The 20,551-nt window shown below is 47.3% G+C and carries 14 protein-coding genes; 3 read left to right on the forward strand and 11 right to left on the reverse strand.

Going from position 1 to position 20,551, the window contains the following annotated elements; genetic code table 11:
- Positions 1-3: 3 nt before the first annotated feature.
- Positions 4-1,455 carry an efflux transporter outer membrane subunit gene (locus NE536_RS18240; protein WP_261273568.1) on the forward strand — a complete coding sequence of 484 codons (1,452 nt, stop codon included), beginning with the start codon at positions 4-6 and terminating at the stop codon, positions 1,453-1,455.
- A gap of 141 nt (positions 1,456-1,596) precedes the next feature.
- Here NE536_RS18240 and NE536_RS18245 read toward each other — a convergent pair whose 3' ends face one another.
- From NE536_RS18245 to NE536_RS18290, 10 genes are all read right to left on the reverse strand, one after another.
- Entirely contained in the window at positions 1,597-2,739 is a 1,143-nt protein-coding gene (locus NE536_RS18245; RefSeq protein WP_261273569.1) for a site-2 protease family protein, read from the reverse strand.
- A 224-nt stretch (positions 2,740-2,963) separates the two neighbouring features.
- Positions 2,964-3,341, reverse strand: a complete 378-nt coding sequence (locus tag NE536_RS18250) for a DUF4144 family protein (protein WP_006083004.1) — start codon at positions 3,339-3,341, stop codon at positions 2,964-2,966.
- Between the two features lie 226 nt (positions 3,342-3,567).
- Positions 3,568-5,256 carry a flagellar assembly protein A gene (locus NE536_RS18255; RefSeq protein ID WP_261273570.1) on the reverse strand — a complete coding sequence of 563 codons (1,689 nt, stop codon included), beginning with the start codon at positions 5,254-5,256 and terminating at the stop codon, positions 3,568-3,570.
- Between the two features lie 471 nt (positions 5,257-5,727).
- Positions 5,728-6,771, reverse strand: a complete 1,044-nt coding sequence (locus NE536_RS18260) for a methyltransferase (protein WP_261273571.1) — start codon at positions 6,769-6,771, stop codon at positions 5,728-5,730.
- Positions 6,772-6,942: 171 nt separating this feature from the next.
- Positions 6,943-8,262 (reverse strand): alkaline phosphatase, encoded by a 1,320-nt coding sequence (locus NE536_RS18265; protein WP_261273572.1) that lies wholly within the window; start codon positions 8,260-8,262, stop codon positions 6,943-6,945.
- Positions 8,263-8,336: 74 nt separating this feature from the next.
- Entirely contained in the window at positions 8,337-9,290 is a 954-nt protein-coding gene (gene gshB / locus NE536_RS18270) for a glutathione synthase (protein ID WP_259521166.1), read from the reverse strand.
- A 90-nt stretch (positions 9,291-9,380) separates the two neighbouring features.
- Positions 9,381-10,112, reverse strand: a complete 732-nt coding sequence (gene rsmE / locus NE536_RS18275) for a 16S rRNA (uracil(1498)-N(3))-methyltransferase (protein WP_106649512.1) — start codon at positions 10,110-10,112, stop codon at positions 9,381-9,383.
- 6 nt (positions 10,113-10,118) lie between these two features.
- Positions 10,119-10,895, reverse strand: a complete 777-nt coding sequence (endA, locus tag NE536_RS18280) for an endonuclease EndA (protein WP_280925686.1) — start codon at positions 10,893-10,895, stop codon at positions 10,119-10,121.
- A 173-nt stretch (positions 10,896-11,068) separates the two neighbouring features.
- A complete protein-coding gene (locus NE536_RS18285) occupies positions 11,069-11,728 on the reverse strand; it encodes a SprT family zinc-dependent metalloprotease (RefSeq protein WP_261273573.1) in 660 nt (219 codons plus the stop codon).
- Between the two features lie 242 nt (positions 11,729-11,970).
- Positions 11,971-13,137, reverse strand: a complete 1,167-nt coding sequence (locus tag NE536_RS18290; protein WP_261273574.1) for a hypothetical protein — start codon at positions 13,135-13,137, stop codon at positions 11,971-11,973.
- 331 nt (positions 13,138-13,468) lie between these two features.
- Here NE536_RS18290 and blaOXA point away from each other — a divergent pair, with 331 nt between their 5' ends.
- Entirely contained in the window at positions 13,469-14,341 is an 873-nt protein-coding gene (blaOXA, locus tag NE536_RS18295; protein ID WP_261273575.1) for an OXA-548 family class D beta-lactamase, read from the forward strand.
- On the opposite strand, the gene NE536_RS18300 is transcribed toward blaOXA, so the two are convergent.
- Positions 14,338-15,249 carry a LysR family transcriptional regulator gene (locus NE536_RS18300; protein WP_006082994.1) on the reverse strand — a complete coding sequence of 304 codons (912 nt, stop codon included), beginning with the start codon at positions 15,247-15,249 and terminating at the stop codon, positions 14,338-14,340. The two genes, blaOXA and NE536_RS18300, sit on opposite strands and share 4 nt — an antisense overlap.
- A gap of 121 nt (positions 15,250-15,370) precedes the next feature.
- On the opposite strand from NE536_RS18300, the gene NE536_RS18305 reads away from it, so the two are divergent.
- On the forward strand, positions 15,371-19,924 hold the full coding sequence (locus NE536_RS18305) for an ATP-binding protein (RefSeq protein WP_261273576.1): 4,554 nt from the start codon (positions 15,371-15,373) through the stop codon (positions 19,922-19,924).
- Positions 19,925-20,551: the final 627 nt, after the last annotated feature.

The raw sequence follows: 20,551 nt of genomic DNA on the forward strand, positions 1-20,551 counted from the left end.
ACCATGAATACTAAAGTTTTTAATCAGCCATTTTCGCTTCGTAGCAGCACTATTGCTGTGGGCATTGCTTTGGGAATCGCTTTGCTAAGTGGCTGCGGCAGTTTGATGCGCTCAGACTTTGAACCGCCTGCATTGGCGATTCCTGAACAGTGGCAAAACACCACAGTGAACGAGCAAGTAAAAGTCGATCCTTGGTGGCAGCTGTTTCATCAGCCCGAGCTCGATAAGCTGGTTAGCCAAGTATTGAGTACCAACAATGACTTAACTCTGGCGACCTTAACCCTGCGTAAAGCGCGCTTGCAGGCAGGGCTAACGCGGGACGATCTGTATCCGCAATTATCGGCCAATCTTGGCGCTTCCCGTAATCAGCCACTCGATGGTGGCGACGCGACTAAGAGTTATCAAGCCAACTTGTCTGTCAGTTATGAGGTGGACTTGTGGGGCAAAGTGTCAGCCAATATCGACCAAGCCCAATGGGCGGCGCTGGCGAGCGCCGAAGATAGGGAAAGCACCACCCAAAGCCTAGTGGCGACCACTGCATCCTTGTATTGGCAGATAGGTTATTTAAATCAACGGATTGATTTAAGCCAAAAGAGTATCGAGTACAGTAAGCAAACGCTGGCATTAACCCAAAGGCAGTATGATTCTGGCGCCGTGACGCAAGTGAATGTGCTTGAAGCTCAGCGCAGTATGGCGGGACAAGAGGCTGCGCATAGCCAGCTTATTCAACAATTAACTGTGGCTAAAAACGCCCTCGCGATATTACTCAATCAGGCACCAGCTGCTGATCCGGCGCAGAGTTTAGCCTCAGGGGACACTTGGGTTGAGATTAAGCAACTCCCCGATGTGGCAGTGCCGGACGTTAGCGTGGGTGTACCCGCAGATTTGTTAGTCAGACGCCCAGATGTGAAGGCCTCCTTGTATCAACTGCGCTCCGCCTTGGCGAGTAAAGATGCGACCTATGCAAGTTATTTCCCCAGCCTGAGTTTAACGGGTGGTGTTGGAGAGTCGACCTCTGAGTTAAAAGAGTTGTTACGCAATCCCGTTGGCAGCTTAGGCGCTGGGCTGGTCTTGCCCTTTTTGCAGTGGAATCAAATGCAAATCAATAATGATATTGCCGATATCGATTATCAAACTGCAGTGGTGAATTATCGCAAGACGCTTTATTCCGCCTTTGAAGATGTCGATAATGCGATTTCGGCTAAGCAGCAATATCGCTATCAAGGGGAGAAGTTGGCGCAGCAATTTAGCGCCGCGGCGGCCGTTGAAGCCATTTATGAGAGCCAGTATCGCAATGGTGCTATCGGTATTCAGAATTGGATTGATGCCCAAGAGAATCGTCGTAGCGCCGAGGCGGCTTTGCTCGAGAATCGTTACAACCAACTCACCGCCCAAGCGACGCTTTATCAAGCCCTTGGCGGCAGCGATATCGCCCCGCCTTTGGCAAAGGAATAACGCACGGTTGTAAAAGCATCACAGCGCGACAGAAAAATAAAAAACCGCTATTAATAGCGGTTTTTCGTTTTTATATAACTCAGGCAAGCGCAAGTCTTTGAGTGCTATTGCCTTTGCGCTGTGCTTAGCCGTTAAGCCACATTAGCTGCGGAGTATTTGCAACGGCAGGCTGAGCATATCATCGCCCGTTCCAGCTAAGTGCCAGATGATGCCGACTAAGGCGCCAACTGTGAGCAAATACCAAATAACCGAGAAGATTTGCCCGTATCTGTCTAATGGCAGCAGATGGCTTTGATGGCGAGTACGCCACTCGAAAATAATTTCTAGGCTGCCAATTAACAATAAGAAGCCCAATAGCGCTAAGCCTAAGGTGTAGCTGATATACACTCCGAAAGCGGCACCGGCGGCGCAGGCGACCAAGCCCATGATGCTGTTCATTGAAAAACTAATGCTCTTTAAAACATGCCCGCCATCGAGTGGCAAAATAGGCAATAAATTGAATAGGTTAAGTAGCGCATTAAAGGCGGCAAGGCCTGCAAAAAACACATTGCCCGTGGCGTGGTAAGCAATCAAGGATGCGATGGACATCAAGAGTCCAAAGGTTGGCCCCATGATAGAAATCACCACATCTTGCCAACGCGTATTAATTTTCTCATCGGAGAGGGCAAGTCCGCCCATAAAGGGAATAAGGTAAATTCCTTTGGTTTTCATCCCAAAATATTTCATCGCGCGGATATGGCCGTATTCGTGGAACACTAAGCAGGCGATGAGCGCGAGGGCAAATTGGAAGGAGAATAGCCAAGAATAAGCGGCAACGCTGGCGCCCGCTAACACTACTTTTATGACTTTGGCGCTCTTTAACAGTTTAAAACCAAGGGAGGCAAGTCCTACCATGCTCAGTTTTTGCTGCTTCACAATGGGCGTTTCTGGAGTTTGGCGTTCAATATCTTTTTCGGTGCGTCGGCCTTGGTCGATGATTTTGTCATCCAGCAGCAAGCAGTAATCAAGGCGGAAAGGCTGCCAAACGAGATCGGTTTCGAGGCGAACTTGGATTTTATTTTCTGTCATGGCGATGGCTTGCTCGCCACTTTCGGTCGCCAATGGGCTGCTGTGGTGGGTGAGCTCAAAGACATGAACCTTGAGGCCGCCATTGTCGACGGAAGCTTCTTTTTGTGAGACTAAGGTATTGTCCCAGAAGAGTTGTTGCCAGCCCGCGAGTGAGCCTTCTAAGCGCAGTTGTTTGCCTAAGCAGTCAATCTTAAGTAGTTCCAATTTCGGTTCCATCTGTTTGTATATTTAGTGCCAACTTAAACGTCATCCCTTGAGTCGACGAAGAAGATGGTCATTTTGAAGTGTATTTTAGCCGCGCTTTGCCAGTGGACTCGGCGCTGCTACACAGCGGCAAATTATGCCTGTGAATTCACTATGAGGATATTAGCTTTTAAGGTCATAGTGTTTTTTATTGAGCAACTGAGTTGTTGGTAGATAGTATCTCAGCTGCTTGCCGTTTATTCATCGAGGGTGCGTACAATTTCAATCCCTTGGGAAATCGTTGTGAAAGCCAGCTTAGCAACGCAGCATTGCCCCAGTGCTTGGGCATGGTTTTGAACCCACTTGATAAATTCATTGAGCGGTAAATCTTGTTTTTGGCGCAGTAATTGCGGCAGTTCGCCGACGGGATCTTCATGGATTTTCTGCGGACAGGCACTGATTAGATAACGCTGGCCTTTAGAGTCGAGTAATTGATCGGTATCGATAAAATGATGCTGATAGAGACAGGCGAGTTCGAGCCAATCCCTTTGGTGTTCTAGGTAAAGTAATTCGTCACTTTGAGTCAGTTTTACAATGGCTGGCCATTCAATACTCGACATCTTAACGCTAGTCATTTCAGATCCTTAGGTAGTTTAAAATGGGCTCTGAGACAGTCTCTGAGAACAATCGGCGGCAGTAGACAAGGATTAGGATTATACAAGAAGATACTTGGCATGCTGCGTGAGTTTATCTAATAGCAGTATGCCACGCTGAGGGAAGATTGATAGAGGCCAGAACGCGTTCGCAGAGTCTGGCAGAATGAGCAAGGAGTAGTGAATGCGTCATTACTCCTCGCGAGTATTAAGTCGTCGGTGCAGCTTTGGCCTTAGCGTTATAGTCAAAGTTAATTTCTTGATTAACATTGGCAATGCAGCAAGTGCCGTGTTCACGGGCAGTGCGATGATTCGCTGGACCTATATGTAACTCAACATTGAGGAATACGTGTTTAAGCACTTCGATGCGGTATTTCTCGTAATAGCCTTCGACTTCTTGTTTTAAGGTATCGAACTCGAGTTCTTCACGGGTGCGCTCATCCAGAATGCGATTCTTCTGGTCGAGCATCATCTTGATTTGCTCGATCATCACAGCGTCGCCTTGCCATTCTGACTTTGGGGGTAATTTATTGAGGCGAGCCTCAATATCTAAACTGGCGACAACCATAGCTTTAACGCTTTCATCGAGTAGCTTGAGAGCTTGCTTAAGTTCCCCATGTTCCATCGCGCAATAAACGTCGGTTTTGGTTCCCGCCGTTGCCCCTATGACAACCGCCGTGATGCCTTTCTCTGCACGTGCGACACCGCCCACCAGATCGCCACGACGACCACTCGGATCGCTGACCGTTAAACTGCCAGCTGTTTTGGTATGGCTGTGCAGCAACTGTTTAGTGACTAAGATATTGCCCTTGGCCACTAAGTTGGAATATTGCACAAACTGGGCGCTGATCTGGCCTTGAGAATGGATATTGGTAGAGTATTCATTAGCTTTGATTTGTCTGCCTATGATGCCTTTACTGACTGTGACATCACCTTCCGCCTCTAGGGTCGCGGAGTCCACAAAGCCCATTACGGTTATATCACCCGAACTTTTAACTAGCATGCCCTCGTGGACATCGCCGGTGATTAAAATACTGCCCTTAAAGCTGATATGGCCTGTGCTGATATCGACATCTTTAAGCTGCAAAATATCATCGACATTCATGCCTGTACGGGTTTCGACGGGTTGGCCAGGCACAGTGGCGATGAGTTTATTGGGATCCTGCGGATGCAAAGCTGTGCCGGTACCCGCTTGGAGTATGGCATCTTTACCCGGTTTTTGTTTAAGTACTTCGCCCTTGATGTTGTAACCTAGTGTGCCTTCGGTGGCGGGGTGTTTAACTATTAAAACATCGTCGGCTTTGACGACGATAAGTGAGCCGAGATTACGCATATCGACAGTGCCATCTTCTCGCTCTTGTGGCTGGAGTAAGCGTTCGCGCGCGAGAAACACTTTACGTTCTAATACCGCATTGAGTCCATTGACCGGTGCTTTACCTTGGGCAATGTCACTTTGGCACACTTCACCCGGCTTCAGCGTGCTAAGTTGTTTGAGTAGGGTTTGAATTTTGAGCTTGCTTAACCCCATGCAGACGTTGTTCTTTTTGAGATGGGTGAGGATCTCAGGCAAATCTATCTGTTTACCGCCCCATGCTGCGGTCAGTTTGAGGCTGGCTTGCATTTTATCTGGGCTAATTTCGATTGCTATGGTGCCATCGCGGCGTTCAGCTAAAGTGGCGAAGAGCTCAAACTTTCCGTCATCTTGGCTGCGCAGAGCGTTGATTTTAGCGACGGTTTTAGTAATAGCTGGCTCTAAAGGAAACAGGGAACCGAATTCAGGTAAAGACAACAGGCGCATTATGTCTTCATGGGTGACTGGGCCATGGACATTAGGGATCAGGCGCAATTCAGCTTTGGTCTTATCGCTGTTTAGCTCTATGAGTTCAGGGTCCAGCATAGGGGCATTCCTAGTAATTGCGTTTTATTATTGTTTAAGAAGCTGATTTGAGTATAACAGTAGAAACTTAGGGTAAAGAAGCCTTTTTGGCTGCAAAAACAGCAAATGTTGGCATTTTGTTGTTAATGGTCTACTGGGCGATTTATAGTTAGTTTTTTATAAGAAATTGAATGAGATAAACAGTGTTATCTCTGGTTTATTCCTACTAATCACAGTGTAAGTCGCAACTTAATGCTAACTTTCGCTTTAGCGATTATTTTGGTGTTTTAAATCAAATTCCTATGCTAGGAACGGCAGTTTGAGGTAAATGGAAGTGTGTTTACGGGAATCGCTGACATGCGGCAGATCATAATATTGAGTTTTGTAACACGAGGAAAGATAAGCTTTATCTGAAAAATGGGATAGTGACACGAGTGAGTATGAGGCGTAGTCAATAACGCGCCTATAAATAAGCGCGTTATCTGTAGAGTTTTACTTGTGTTGGAAGTAATACAGCTTGTACTTGTTGTTATCGGCAACCACTTTTAATTGGCCAAATTCGGCGGCAATGATATCGGAATAGGGCAAGTGGCGGTTGGCGACAATTTGCCAAATGCCGTTATGTTGTAATTGCTTGGCACTATCAGTGACAAAGTTCTGCGCTATGCTGGTGGTGCTTGCAAGACCATCGTGGAACGGCGGATTAGAGATAATGCCGTTAAATTTCCCCGTGGTTTGTGTCAGTCCATCGGAAGGATAGACTTTGGCCGTCATGCCATTGGCGGCTAAGGTGAGTTCGCATGAAGCCAAGGCCATCGCATTAATATCGACACACTCTAAGGATAAGTTCGGCTGGGCCTTGAGCAGGGCAGCGGCAATCACGCCGGCGCCGCAACCAAAATCGAGCACTCGGCCCGAAAGTGTCGGTAGGTGCGACAGTAATAATTCAGTGCCCAGATCTAAGCGTTTTTCGCTAAACACTCCGACTAAGTTACAGATACTGATCTCGCCCTGTGGCGTTGAGAGTTGATACTGACTGACCCAGTCACTGAGTTTCATCGCCGGCGCGCTACCTTCCAAACTGCTGCCAAATAACAGGCAGTGGCGAGCGTTATCGAGCTTCATCCCAGTCGCAAAATACTCAGGCAACAGCTTCACTAAAGACTTAATCCCGCCTTTGTTTTCTCCAACGACTAACAGTTGGCCGTTAGGCACAAGATGATTGGCGGCGAGATTAAACAAATAAGGTGCTAAGGGTTTGGCTTTGGGGAAATATACAATAACCGTATCGTATTTTTCTCGCTCAACTGGGTCTTGGTGCGGCAGGTCATGGCCGAAATAGCAACGCAGCTTTGAGTTGGCGTGCGGCGCTAAGTGCAAGTAATGGTGGTAATCCAAGGCGAGTGCATCGACCGATGCCGCGACATCGAGCAGGGCTTTTGGCAGTAGATCGGCTTCATGATTGAGCACTAAAACTTTATGTTGGCTTAGGCTGTCTTGATTACGAATAATGACTTGCGATGGATTGGTTAACACGGTTACTGGCACCTATAAACTTAAGTGTGGGCATTATACCCGTTATTCACGCCTGAGCCAGTTTGCATCGAATCCCTGCGCTAAGACCTGATAAAATCCCTAATAAAAAAAACCAATAAAAAAGGCAACAGCATTATGCGGTTGCCTTCTATTCGTTGAATCACTTAGACATTAGCTCTTAGGTTTCTTCGGTTTAGGTAATAAGCTAAAAATCTTATTGGCGATATCGGTATTGTCTTGATGGCCGTTAAACAGCTCAGATGCCGGACCTGCGGCAAAGACTTGTACGTCTGTGCCTGTGTGACCGTCGGTTGTCCAACCTGTATCAGTACGTTTATCAATAAGATGGCGAATTGCCACCGCCATGGTTTCTAATCCCTGCATTCTGGCGACGTTTAATTTGGCGACTTCTTCTTCGCTAAGTTCAAAGCCTAAACCGCGGGCAAGATCGGCTTGCCATTGTTCGCCACTGATGGCGGCTAAGGCTAAAGTGTCTGTGCTAGCCGAGATATTACGCAGGATTTCAGGGTTCCAGTTGTAGTTACCATCGACGCCAATCGATAGGCCACCGGTATTGTGGTCGGCGGTGATCACCATCAGGGTATCGGGATGTTCGCGCACAAATTGCTCAACCACTTCAATGGCATTGGAGAATTCATCCATCTCACCCATGGCAGTGGCGATATCGTTATTGTGGCCCGCCCAGTCGATGAGACTCCCTTCGACTAACAGCACAAAACCTTGGTCATTTTGCGACAGTAAGCTGAGTGCCTTTTGGGTTAAGGTGCTGAGTTTTCTTGCATCTTTCTCATCAATCGCCCAAGGCAATTGTACTTCAGCAAACAGGCCCAACACTTTTGGTTGGGTGATGCTGGCGAGATCCTCAAAACGGCTGATGTGTTGATAGCCCTTGGCTTTAAACTGCTCTAACAGCGCAGGAGGAAAATACTTTTGACCACCGCCTAAAAATACATCGGCGTTGGTTTCTAAATAGCTGAGTGCCAGAGCGTCGTAATTTTTACGGCTTTCGTTGTGGGCCAAAAAGGCCGCTGGCGTAGCGTGGTTGATTTGCGATGTTACTGCGACACCTGTGCTGAGGCCAAGGGATTTGGCTTTTTCGAGTATGGTCGGCAGCGGTTGTTTTTGGGTATCGACCGAAATCGCCCCATTATAGGATTTTACCCCAGTGGCGAGTGCGGTTGCCGCGGCGGCTGAGTCAGTCACATAACCACTGACGCTCGCGGGATAGGTACTCGCCATGCCCACCAGTAAACGGTCAAATACGGTTTGCTCGACTTCTTCGGTGTCAGGATTATCTTTGTAATAGCGGTAGGCGCTAGTGTAAGACGGCCCCATACCATCACCTATCATGATGACGATGTTTTTCGGTCGCGATGGCGCTTTCGTTGGACCCGTTTCATCTGCCCAAGCTGGCGTAGATAACAGCAAACTGATGCCGAGTAACAAGAGTGGCGCTTTGGTGAAACTCATATCACATCCCTAGAAGTGGTTCGGCGCTCGCGATGTGCTCGCGCCTTACAATCAACAAACTCGTTGGTAAATTCTTATGCTTTGGCGTTAATGCGTGCTTCGATAGCATCCATTAACATGCCCGTGATGTCGACATCAAATGCCGCTTGGATTTCACGGATACAGGTTGGGCTCGTCACATTGATCTCAGTCAGCTTGTCACCAATTACATCCAGCCCGACAAAAATCAGTCCACGTTTTTTAAGCTCAGGGCCAATCGCGCGGGCAATCGCCCAATCGCTGTCGGATAAAGGCTGCGCCACACCGCTACCGCCGGCGGCTAAGTTGCCACGGGTTTCACCTTTCATTGGGATACGTGCCAACGCGTAAGGTACAGGCTCGCCATCGACCACTAAAATGCGTTTATCGCCTTTGGTAATTTCAGGGATAAAGGCTTGCGCCATCGCATATTGTTGGCCATAACTGGTCAAGGTCTCGATGATCACCCCAAGGTTAGGGTCATCCTGCTTCACGCGGAAAATCGAGGTGCCGCCCATGCCATCTAAAGGCTTGAGAATGATATCGCCCTTAGCTTGGTGGAAGGCACGGATACGTTTGGCATCACGGGTCACGATTGTTTCTGGGGTGAATTCACTAAACCATGCGGTGAACAGCTTTTCGTTAGCGTCACGTAGACTTTGCGGCTTGTTGACGATCAACACGCCTTGCTCTTCGGCGCGTTCCAGCATGTAAGTGGCGTAGATAAACTCAGTATCGAATGGCGGGTCTTTACGCATTAAGATCACGTCGAGTTCGCTCATTGGCGTGTCTTGCGCTTCGCCTAGCTCATACCATTTACTCGCATCATTGATAACAGTTAACGGACGCATATTGGCCATTGCCACGCCGTTGACCATGGCAAGATCGGCCATTTCCATATAAAACAGCTGATAACCTCTGTCCTGCGCGGCCATTAACATGGCAAAACTAGAGTCTTTCTTAATGTTGATCTCACTGATGGGGTCCATCACTATGCCGAGTTTTATCATTAATCTGTTCCTTATTTGTCGCCGTTTGCAGGCAAAAAAGCATTGATTGGATAATGGGTCTGTTATGCCAGCGTAGCTTGCGGCTGCGGTTTAGCCTAAATCACCAAATCTGAGTTGCAGCGCCGTAATGGCCGTGAGCGAGGCGGTTTCAGTGCGAAGCACTCTGGGGCCAAGCAACACATCGGTAAATTGATAGGTTTCTGTCATGGCGATTTCTTCCGCCGACAAACCACCTTCTGGGCCAATTAACAGGCGCACGCGAGTGTGCGCTAAATCTAAACCATTGATACCGTGTGCGGCACGTGGGTGTAAATTGAGTTTCAGTGCCGAGGTTGGCTCACTGCACCAATCGTGTAAGTCCATCGCTGGGCGAACCACAGGTACTTGACTGCGGCCCGATTGTTCACAGGCGCTCACAACGATTTTCTGCCATTGCTGAATTTTTTTCTCTAGGCGTTCGCCATTAAGCTTTACACCGCAGCGATCGGAAAACAGCGGCGTAATGGTATTAACCCCCAGCTCGACCGATTTTTGAATGGTGAATTCCATTCTGTCGCCACGGGAAATCACTTGGCCTAAGTGCAAGTTGAGTGGCGACTCAGATGAATTTGCCTCACAGGAAAGCAGTTTTACTGTGACATGCTTTTTACCTGCATCGACAATTTCAGCAAGATAATCATGGCCATCGCCATTGAATAGGCTGATATGTTCGCCGTTACCCATGCGCAGCACTTTGCCGATATGGGCCGCGCCATCTTCGTCTAAGTTCAGCTGTTGATTGATGGCTAATGGCTGAGGTTGATAAATTCTTGGGACTCTCATTCGACCTTACTCGGCTAGTTGTTGACGCAGTGGTGGCGCATTACAGGCATTCTGCACAAAGGGGTTATGGTTGCCTTGAGTTTGCGCTATAGCGTTATCGCGTTTGCACTCAATAGTATCAACTGGATAGGTTTTATCCCATGCCTTAAACAATTTTAATTGGCTCGACGCGATTTTAAGCCCATAGGTCTGCTGCATATAGAGGTAGGTTCTGGCTATCTTACCGCGGGCGTTTACGGGCGGCTGCGCCTGACGATTCTTAAAATCGACCACCATAGCACATTGGCCATACTGGTCGGCTTTACCGTTCCATTGGCTAAAACGGAAGTTGCTGCGATCGCCGTTCACTTCACCGATAGCGGGCACTAAGTTGTGCATGTCCGCTTCCATCTTATTAAATTCGTTACTGTTATCGGCGCAGTTTTTACGCCCGCCCTTTTGCCAGCATTGGAGCTGATGGCCAAATTCCCAGGCGGGCACTATGTGTTCCCACTCGATACGGTTGGCGCGGGTTTCCTGTTTACGGACTTGATAACCGCAGCTGGCGAGATCGGGTTTCCACGATTTGCCTTTGATTTGAATATCGCAGCCACAGTAAAAACTCACAGCGGGTAGAGTGCCTTGGCGACTTCCGGCGTAGAGTGCCTGCGACTTGGTTTTTGCTTGGCTGAAACTATTGGGGTGTGATACTGAGGCGCCAGCTGGCACAGTTAAGATTGCCGCCCAAGTGATCAGGCACAGCAAGAGGCGCCGTGAATTAACGGTTAAAGACGTTTTGTTCAAAATTTATCCCAAAATAACAAATACTACGCGAGCCTTTGGCTCGTCTTTTATGGCGTGATGGTAAGGGAAATGCCGCTGCTTATGCAAATTGCGTCGTACTTTTTACTCACGCAATTCCCAAATGCTGAAATTCGAATTGTGGGGTGGGTGTGAGGATTGTGCGCGAAGAGGGCTTAGTTCGCCGTTAAATGGGTCTTGCAGCGTTTACAGATATAACGGCTTTCGCCCCGCAACACTTTGTTATGGCGGCGAATACTTAACCGAATCGGCCCACAGGCGCAGCGATACTCCACGTCGCGACCTGCCACCGAAGTGGTATTGAAGCTGTGGGTGGTACTCGGGTTAACCTTAAATACCGTTAGCATCAAAGATTGCCATTCTTTACCGTGGGGCTTGGTTTTGCCAAAAAGCTGAAAACACAGTAAATGACAAATTTCGTGGGGCACGACCTCAGTCAAAAATGCTTCGCTGTTTTCGCTTAGCAACACGGGATTGAATCGTAAGCGATTCTGCTGCAGATGAGCCGTACCCGCGCTCTTTCCCCTGAGACTAAATTGTGTGACTGGGCGTGGAAAAGTGCGCTTAAGCGATATCTCGGCCTCTTGATAACAAGCTTCAATTCGCTCTAGTACTTGTATTTGCAGTGATGAGAGTGGGCGTGATGAACCGGTGAAATTATGTGCCTGAGCCGTATCTTGTACTGGTGGACTCGTTATCACCTGCGACTTATCTTGGCTTTGGCCTAAGGCTGCGTATGTCGATTTTGTCAGTGGGGCGAGTGCTTCACTGCTGCGACGACGTAAAGCATTGAGTAAGTCTGCAGGTTTCAACATAGGATTAGCGTTGGATCTCGTCGGTTAAAGGTAAATATTGAGTGCTTAACACTCATTTAGCTATAGAAGCATCAGTTATGAAGCCAATCCTAAGTACGGCGCTTGGCTTCAGCTTCGAACGCTTGTTCTTGCAATCCGCTCTTAATACTCAGCCTTCCAAATCAGCGCTTGAAATAAGAGTCAGGCCAAGCGTTCGCATCATAGCGAACGCTATCTGACAATACCAGCCTACTCAGCCTAGGTTATAAACTCGTCGCCGCTTGCATCACCATAGTGCGCACTTGTTCGACTATGGCTTGCTCAGTATCGGCGTCATAGCCTTTGACTCTTGGGGTGTGAATGTGGCCGACTTTCGCACTGCTATTAAACTTTTGCTGCAACACTATGGCGCGATAGGAAATTTCATTAGAAAGATAACCGCCGCCAGAGCCTTCGACCGACGTTTCGTTTTGCAGCTCATTCAATGATGTTGCACTAAACTCACCGCGGGCAAGGGTAGTGACTGTGTGGTTATCGTTGACTTTCCATTGGCCATCTTTGACTTGCATGGCGGCAACCGGCAGCGAGAATTCGACAAACTCAGGGCCGATAAAATCTTTACCATTAAGCTTTGGGGCAAGCGGTGCGGTTTTAGTGCCGCCAGTGAGGACATTTTGGTTATCGGGCGCAGCAGCACTGCGATTTCGGGCAGGGAAGCGTTCAATATCAAAGTCAGTTCGGCCCATGCTGACGGTAAATACAAATTGGGTTTTAGGATCGCGGTATATCGGACTCAGTAGCGATTCGATAAGTCCTTGATCAAAATCTTCAAAACGCACTGGCACCATAGCGGTTTCGATTTGCGCCGTTTTGCCATTTACATCAAAGCGGAAACCATCCAAGGCGAGGGCGACTAAGCCAGAAGGATTACTCTGGGTGATATCTTTGTCAAGGAAGAAAGGATCGAAACCCGTGAGGAATATTTTGATTTGAACATCATCAGCATATTGAATATCGCTAAATCCCCGTGAGGCCTTTTCAACTGCACTCATTAATATATCATTTTGCCAATCGGCCATTTTAAAGTTGGCGCTGGTGCTCTTAAGACTTTTAAGCATGGCAAGGCGCGCCCAATATAAAGGTCGGTCGTCAAAATGCCCTGACTGCACATCGCGTACCGCTTGTTGCCATAATCTATGGCCTTGGCGCGCGGCTAATTGGGTGGCGTCAACTTCGTTTTTCTTTGAGCTTAGTTGAGCCAGACCATCGTCAAGTGCTTGATAGCGAGTCACGACTTCGCCCATGGTTTTTTCGGCTGTGGGTAGGCGGGAAACTTCAACATCACCCAATAGCTGCACAGCACTGGCCGTATTGATCAAGCTACTGGTGAGGACTAGCGTTAACACTGGCTTCAATACTGGCTTCAACATTTTTGATTTCCCTGTAGTGATTAGACCTTATTTGATTGGAAATGATGTTCATCTCGTCTTCTGGAAGGCTCTTATGCCAAAAAGTATGCACTACAAGCTGAGGGTAATAAAGTTATGCTCAGTGATCTTCGTCATCTTATGCCAATATCTTCTATCTCATCATCTTCTCTTTCAAAGGCGCTGAGCTGACATCAGTCCTTCTATGGCAGAACTTACTTGCCTCTTTTTTGCCACTATTGGTCAGCAGTTTGCTAGGGCATACAAAAACGCTAAGTGATAGCCTTAATCACTTTTTAGTTCTTTGGATTTTTTGTTTCTACAAGGAGACTTTATGCGTTCGTTCGCCATATCGACTGTGTTGATTATGTCCTCACTGTTAGCGTCGTCAATCATAGCTGCCCCGACATTTGCCACAACAGCGGTGAAGAAGGAGTGGCAAGAAACCCACAGTTGGGATGCCATTTTTACTCAGCATCAAGCTGAGCCGCAACAAGCTAAACTGCAAAAAACTAAGCTCCAACAAACCTCGGGCGTGGTAGCACTATGGAACGAAAACAAGCAACAGGGATATACCAACAATCTTAAACGTGCCAATCAAGGTTTTTTACCTGCATCGACCTTTAAAATCCCCAATAGCTTGATTGCGCTCGAGTTGGGTGTGGTGAAGGATGAGCACCAAGTGTTTAAGTGGGATGGTAAAAGTCGTGATATCGCCACTTGGAATCGTGACCACAACTTGATTACCGGGATGAAGTATTCGGTTGTGCCTGTCTATCAAGAGTTTGCCCGCCAAATTGGTGAGGCGCGGATGTCGAAGATGATCGCCTCCTTCGATTATGGCAATGAGGATATCTCGGGTAACTTAGATAGCTTTTGGCTCGATGGCGGTATTCGGATTTCTGCCACTGAGCAAATTGATTTCCTGCGTCGGCTTTATCACAACAAGATCCATGCCTCAGAGCGCAGTCAACGAATCGTTAAGCAAGCCATGCTCACCGAGGCGAATTCTGACTATATTATTCGCGCAAAAACCGGCTATGCGGTCAGAGCTGAACCAAGTATTGGCTGGTGGGTAGGTTGGGTAGAACTCGATGATAATGTGTGGTTTTTTGCAATGAATATGGATATCCCCAACGCTGCAGGTTTGCCATTGCGCCAAGCCATTACTAAAGAAGTATTAAAACTGGAACACGTAATTCCTTAGCCCATGAGGGATTGCAGGCTTTCTTGGCTGCTGAAGCGTTTTACGAAGAAGTCTAAGAAAACGCTGATGTTGGTGGCCAGTTGACGTCGACTCGAATAAACCCCGTAAACCTTAAAGGGTTCAATCGGCCATTCCTGTAAAATCGGTACTAGTTGTCCATTGGCAAGTTCGGTCTTACAGGCCGAATTGGATAACATGGCGATGCCAAAATCATCCATGGCTAACTGTTTTACCATGATAGGGCTATTGACCCGCACTTTACGTTGGAAGTTCGCCATGGTTTTACGCGAACCTTTACCCAGTGGCCAAATCGGCGCCGAGCGAGAAGTCCCCAATAAAATGCCACTGTGCAGGCTGAGTTCTTTTGGCGTTGCGGGTGTGCCTTTGAGTTTTAAGTAACCTGGGCTTGCGACTAAAATCGGTTGGCGTTCAAACAGTAATCGTGCGACTAAGTCCGACGATTGAAGTGGGCCATATTTGATGGCTATGTCATATCCTTCGCCGACCAAACCAATATCGTTGTCGGTAAACTGGACATCTAATTCAACATTGGGATATAAACGCATAAATCCGCTACAGAGGTTAGCGATAAGTTCTTGGCTAAATGACACAGGGATCGCAATCCGTAATGATCCTGACACATCATCGTGAGTATTCTCGATAACAGCCTTGGCCGCTTCCACCTCATTGCGAATGGAATCACAGTGTTGGTAAAAGAGTGCCCCGACTTGGGTCAGACTCAAATTACGGGTGTCGCGCTGTAGCAATCGCACGCCAAGTTGTTCTTCAAGCTGCGCGATTTTGCGACTTATGGTGGATTTTGGGTGGCCGGTTTCACGTGCAGCTTGGGAGAATCCCTTAGCTCTAACTACGGCTGCAAATAGCATCATACCGTTTAAATCTGGCATGTTTTTCCCACTGTCTCATATTTGGAACATAGCGTCTTATGCAGTTTAATGGCATTTGACGGGATAACAAAGTTATATTTATTGGCTAAAAATTTTCAGAGGCTAAGCAGAGGATCTTTTGATGACCAGCAATAATCAGCCCACACACATGACTCAAGCCCAAACGCCCGATCCGCTTTTTTTACAAGCCGAGCATTTGGCAAAGGATTTTTCTCTGTTTCCTAAGCACAGCAAACAGAGTTTATCGGAAGAAATTAAAGGTCTTTTAAATGAGGATGCCATCCAGGCAAACTTGAAAGACTTGGCATCGTTAGATGTCGACGGTTACGTTACTAAAGTGATCCAGCCGACCCAAGATAAAGGTCGTCCTGGTGCAAAACGTATCATTGCCGATCTTAAAGGTCGCTTGATTACCGAAACTCACTTGGGCTCTTTTTACAGTGCTGAGGTCGAGCTGAACTTTGGTTCACGCACTCGTCGTATTGGCTTTATCGCCCAAGAACGCACTACCGCAAACGGTGCTTGGATGCCTGAGCATCATTACGCCGCCTGTAAAGCAATTCGTCATTTTGCCGAATTGTCTATGCCTATTATCTATTTAATTGATACTCCTGGAGCTGATGCTGGCGAAATCGCTAACAGCCAAAACCAAGCGCATTCAATTTCTAAAGCTATCGCAGAAAGCGCTAACGTTGACGTACCGACAGTCGGTATTGTGATCGGTGCCGGTTATTCTGGTGGTGCGATTCCATTAGCGGCGGCGAACATTCTGTTGTCGTTGCGTGACGGTATTTTCAACACGATCCAGCCACAAGGTCTGCAAAGTATTGCCCGTAAGTACAACTTATCTTGGCAAGAATGTGCGAAATCTGTGGGTGTATCACCAGAAGAGCTTTATACCTCAGGCTGTATCGACGGTATCATCGACTTTTCACCGGGTGACCGTGATGAGCGTCAGCACAATTTGCGCCGCGCTATTATTAGCAGCGTAGAAGCGGTTGAGCGTGCAGCGATGAATTTTGTGCGTGAATCTAAAGATTTACGTGAGCATTATGACCGCAGCTTAACTCGTTTCCTAAATCCATCTAAAAACTTGATGGCTTTGGAACTGAACGCAGAATTGGCTGTGGCAACGAGCCCGACCAGTCACCACAACCTGTTCGGTAGTGCTTATCGTTATTTGCGTTATTTAACGCTGCGTAGCCGTATCCATTCGATTTCTCAAGAACAATATGGTCGTCTGTCACGTGCTAGCGTGCCAGAAGGTGATCTGTTGGCGCGTATTCAACAAGAACAAGACCGTGTGTTCCAAGCTTGGTTATCTAACCCAGATAAACTGGTTTATGACGAAGAGCTGAACAAATTGTGGACTACTTTTGTCGCTAAGCGTGATGAAGTGTCTACCGAGCGTAACATGTTGACTCGTTTGATTTTGGGTGAACCAAAAGAGAACTATAAGAAAGCACGTAAGGCGCTGTTATTTAACATCAGCTGGTCTTTATATCACCGCTGGAAGAGCAATGCGGCTAACAACTTCAAAGGGCTTATTCAGCACTTAGAAAGTTTGCCAAAGTCTGTGACTCAAGCTAAATGGCCTGAGCTGAATCAGCTGACCGTACTCGATGTGGTTGTGAATGAAGAACTGCGTGAAGACTTTATTTGGCAATGCCATAACATTCTGATCTTCAATGCCTTGTACGACAACGTTGTCGGTAGCTTAGCGTCAATCGCGAAAGAAGCCATGATGTCGAAGAGTTTGTCACGTAATTCAGTGAACAACCTGCTGCACAAGTCAATTGACCATGCAATGTCGACACAAGATACCTCGAACGACAAAGCTAAGTTCTACAAGTGGCTTAAATACTTCATGGGTCAATCGAACCGTGCAGATTTATTAGTCCGCGTAGAACAGTGGAAGAGTGTGGGTTTCCCGCAGCTTAACGACAGTCTATTCGTGGTACTGACTTACTTCTTCGAACGTTTACTGCCTGAGTATTTCGATAGCGAAAGCGATACCAGTAAGTACACTGGCGCGATCAACCCTGTGCGTATCGGTCGTCGTAAGGACTTCTGGAACCGCTTGACCATGGGTTATCAGGATCTATTGATCCAAAAAGTGCTGCGTGACGAAAAACGTAAAGGCAACATGACTTGGGAAAATGTGGTTAAACAGTTCTTTACCCATTTCGAAGAGATCAATGGCGACAAGATGTCGGCTAATTTGCTCAACTTCCCAGGCTTCCGCTTATCAATCGAAGATGCGTTAGATAAAGGCATTCGTCCATGTGGTTTGATCACAGGTATTGCTGACTTTAAAGAAAAAGGTCAAAAAGTACGTGTGGGTGTGGCTGTGTCTAACACCGCATTCCAAGCCGGTGCATTCGATATGGCCAGTGCTGAGAAATTCTCTGCACTATTGATCGAGTGTGCTAAGCGTAAATTACCAGTCGTGTGCTTTATCAGTTCAGGCGGGATGCAGACTAAAGAAGGTGCCGCGGCGCTATTCTCTATGGCTGTGGTGAACGACCGTATCACGCGCTTTATTCGTGATAACGAATTGCCTGTACTTATGTTTGGTTTTGGTGACTGTACTGGTGGTGCGCAGGCGAGTTTTGTGACTCACCCATTAGTGCAAACTTACTACCTGTCTGGCACTAACATGCCATTCGCAGGCCAAATGGTAGTGCCAGCTTACTTGCCATCAACGGCGACTCTGTCTAACTACTTGTCAAAAGTACCTGGCGCAATGGCGGGCTTAGTCCATAACCCATTCAGCGACAATTTAGACTCTCAGTTAGCAGGTATCGATCCTCTGATGCCAATGCCTTCGGCAAAAATTAACGACGTGATCATCAATGCACTGTCGACCTTAGTGGTTGAAGCTACTGTTGAAGAAGAAGTGATCGTGCAGAACGATCCACGCCAGTTAATGAAGCCAATTAACAAAGTATTGGTTCACGCCCGTGGTTGTACTGCGGTGAAATTGATCCGTAAGGCGCATGACAATAATATCAATGTGGTATTAGTGGCGTCGGATCCTGATATGACATCAGTGCCAGCGGACATGTTGAAAGACACCGACAAGTTAGTTTGTTTAGGGGGTAATACCTCGGACGAAAGTTACTTGAATGCTTACTCAGTGCTGAAAGTGGCCGAGTATGAGCAAGTGGATGCATTACACCCTGGTATCGGTTTCCTATCAGAAAGCCCGCAGTTTGCTGCACTGTGTGTGAATAACGGTGTTAACTTCGTCGGTCCTAGCGTGCATTCAATGACGACTATGGGTAACAAGTCGAACGCAATTAAGACATCGCAAGCGCAAAATGTACCTGTAGTGCCAGGTTCTCACGGTATTCTGACCAATGCAGAGCAAGCCGTGAACGTGGCGAGCGAAATTGGCTACCCAGTACTGCTTAAAGCGGTACAAGGTGGTGGCGGTAAAGGTATTCAGGTTGTGAAACGTCCTGAAGACATGATTGGTCTATTCCAAAAAACCGCAACCGAAGCGGCAGCTGCCTTTGGTAACGGTGACTTGTACTTAGAGAAATATGTGACATCGCTGCGTCACATCGAAGTGCAGTTACTGCGTGACAAGTTCGGCAACGCCAAAGTATTAGGTTTGCGTGACTGTTCGGTTCAACGTAACAACCAAAAAGTGGTCGAAGAGTCTGGTTCAACTATGTTGCCAGATGAGCTGAAGCGACAAGTGCTGGCTTATACTCGTGCCTTAGGTGACGCGACCGATTACATGGGCGCAGGTACCGTTGAGTTTATCTATAACTTAGATGCCAACGAAGTGTACTTCATGGAGATGAACACGCGTCTGCAGGTTGAGCATCCTGTTACGGAAGCGACTTCAGGTATTGATATCGTTAGTGCGCAGTTTGATATTGCCGCTGGCCGTTCAATTGAAGCATTAGAGCCTAAAGAAATTGGTTATGCGATGGAAGTACGTGTGACGGCTGAGAAAGCGGCGCTCGATAGCCACGGCATACTGCAGCTGATCCCAAATCCGGGCAAGATCACTGAATGTGTGTTCCCTGATCATCCCGATGTGGAAATCATTTCGATTGCAGCGCCAGGTAAAGAAGTATCGCCATACTACGATAGCTTGATTGCGCAAATCATCATGCGCGGTGAAAACCGTGAGGATGTGATTGCCAAACTGTACGAATACTTAGACAGCGTAGTGCTGAAAGGCATCGCGACTAACATTCCGTTACTCAAGCTTATTCTGAAAGACGGTACCTTCAACGAAGGTGTTTACGATACTAACTATCTGCCACGTTTAATGGCTGAGCTGGACATTCCGGCGTTGATCGCTGAAATGGAAGCCGCCGCTGAAACTGTGGAAGTGGACACTGAGTCACTGCGCGTTGGTGAAAGTAACGAACTGAAAGTGTTAGCCCAAGGCGCAGGTATCTTCTATACCTCTTCTGCACCGGGTGAAGCGGATTTTGTGAAAGAAGGTGACATAGTTACCGTCGATCAAACGCTAGCACTCACAGAAGCGATGAAGATGTTCTCGCAAGTGACCTTAGCCGGCTTTAACCGTCAGAGTGCGATTTTGTACCCTGAGGATAAGAAGTATCGCATCGAGCGCATCCTGAACAGCAATGGTCAGCAAGTGTCTCAAGGTGACTTACTGTTCGTGGTCTCGCCAGTAGAAGAATAAGCTCAGCGTTTAACGCCATAGCTAAATAAGAAAATACCCGCCATTGGCGGGTATTTTTTTGCTTCAAAATTATTGCCACTAAATTTTATGTCACTAAATATAGGCAAGCGAGCATGCCGCTCATAATGTGCATGACGTCTTTGATGAATCAACTTAGCTTTAATAGATAAGCTCATAACTAACAAGTGGCCAATATCAGCTTTGTGCAATACGACCTGTATTTCTGATTAAGTCGGCAAAGAGTTTCTTTAATCTGTCGTTCGCCCATTTATTAGAACAAGCTGCATCAAGAATCCACCTCTAGCCTCGAGAATCAACGGAATCTCCATGCTTTATTCGTAGTAATAGAGGCTCATCAAACCTCATTTTAAGTTGAAACTGAGTCTAAAATGAGCGGTGTGTGGATAACTTTGGGGGTAAGTGGTGGGTATGATGTGGTTAGCTTGAAAGATATGAATTAACTGCAAATTTCCTTAAAATAGGGGTTGCACACTTTCTCAATCTCCCTATAATGCGCATCCACTGACACGGCAGACAGCGAAAGCAAGCTGACGAGTTAGGTTGAATTAAGTAGGTTACTCTCTGTTGAGAATGGCACTTAATTCAATCGCAGCAAGAAGTTGAAAA

The sequence above is a fragment of the Shewanella septentrionalis genome (assembly GCF_025370265.1).
GTDB classification, from domain to species: domain Bacteria; phylum Pseudomonadota; class Gammaproteobacteria; order Enterobacterales; family Shewanellaceae; genus Shewanella; species Shewanella hafniensis.

What these genes read in the sequence shown, in the direction of transcription:
- NE536_RS18300 (WP_006082994.1), bottom strand. Translation starts at nt 15,249, where the DNA reads ATGCCAGATTTAAACGGTATGATGCTATTTGCAGCCGTAGTTAGAGCT.
- gshB (WP_259521166.1), bottom strand. Translation starts at nt 9,290, where the DNA reads ATGATAAAACTCGGCATAGTGATGGACCCCATCAGTGAGATCAACATT.
- blaOXA (WP_261273575.1), top strand. Translation starts at nt 13,469, where the DNA reads ATGCGTTCGTTCGCCATATCGACTGTGTTGATTATGTCCTCACTGTTA.
- NE536_RS18305 (WP_261273576.1), top strand. Translation starts at nt 15,371, where the DNA reads ATGACCAGCAATAATCAGCCCACACACATGACTCAAGCCCAAACGCCC.
- NE536_RS18250 (WP_006083004.1), bottom strand. Translation starts at nt 3,341, where the DNA reads ATGACTAGCGTTAAGATGTCGAGTATTGAATGGCCAGCCATTGTAAAA.
- NE536_RS18240 (WP_261273568.1), top strand. Translation starts at nt 4, where the DNA reads ATGAATACTAAAGTTTTTAATCAGCCATTTTCGCTTCGTAGCAGCACT.
- NE536_RS18265 (WP_261273572.1), bottom strand. Translation starts at nt 8,262, where the DNA reads ATGAGTTTCACCAAAGCGCCACTCTTGTTACTCGGCATCAGTTTGCTG.
- NE536_RS18285 (WP_261273573.1), bottom strand. Translation starts at nt 11,728, where the DNA reads ATGTTGAAACCTGCAGACTTACTCAATGCTTTACGTCGTCGCAGCAGT.
- rsmE (WP_106649512.1), bottom strand. Translation starts at nt 10,112, where the DNA reads ATGAGAGTCCCAAGAATTTATCAACCTCAGCCATTAGCCATCAATCAA.
- NE536_RS18290 (WP_261273574.1), bottom strand. Translation starts at nt 13,137, where the DNA reads ATGTTGAAGCCAGTATTGAAGCCAGTGTTAACGCTAGTCCTCACCAGT.
- NE536_RS18245 (WP_261273569.1), bottom strand. Translation starts at nt 2,739, where the DNA reads ATGGAACCGAAATTGGAACTACTTAAGATTGACTGCTTAGGCAAACAA.
- NE536_RS18255 (WP_261273570.1), bottom strand. Translation starts at nt 5,256, where the DNA reads ATGCTGGACCCTGAACTCATAGAGCTAAACAGCGATAAGACCAAAGCT.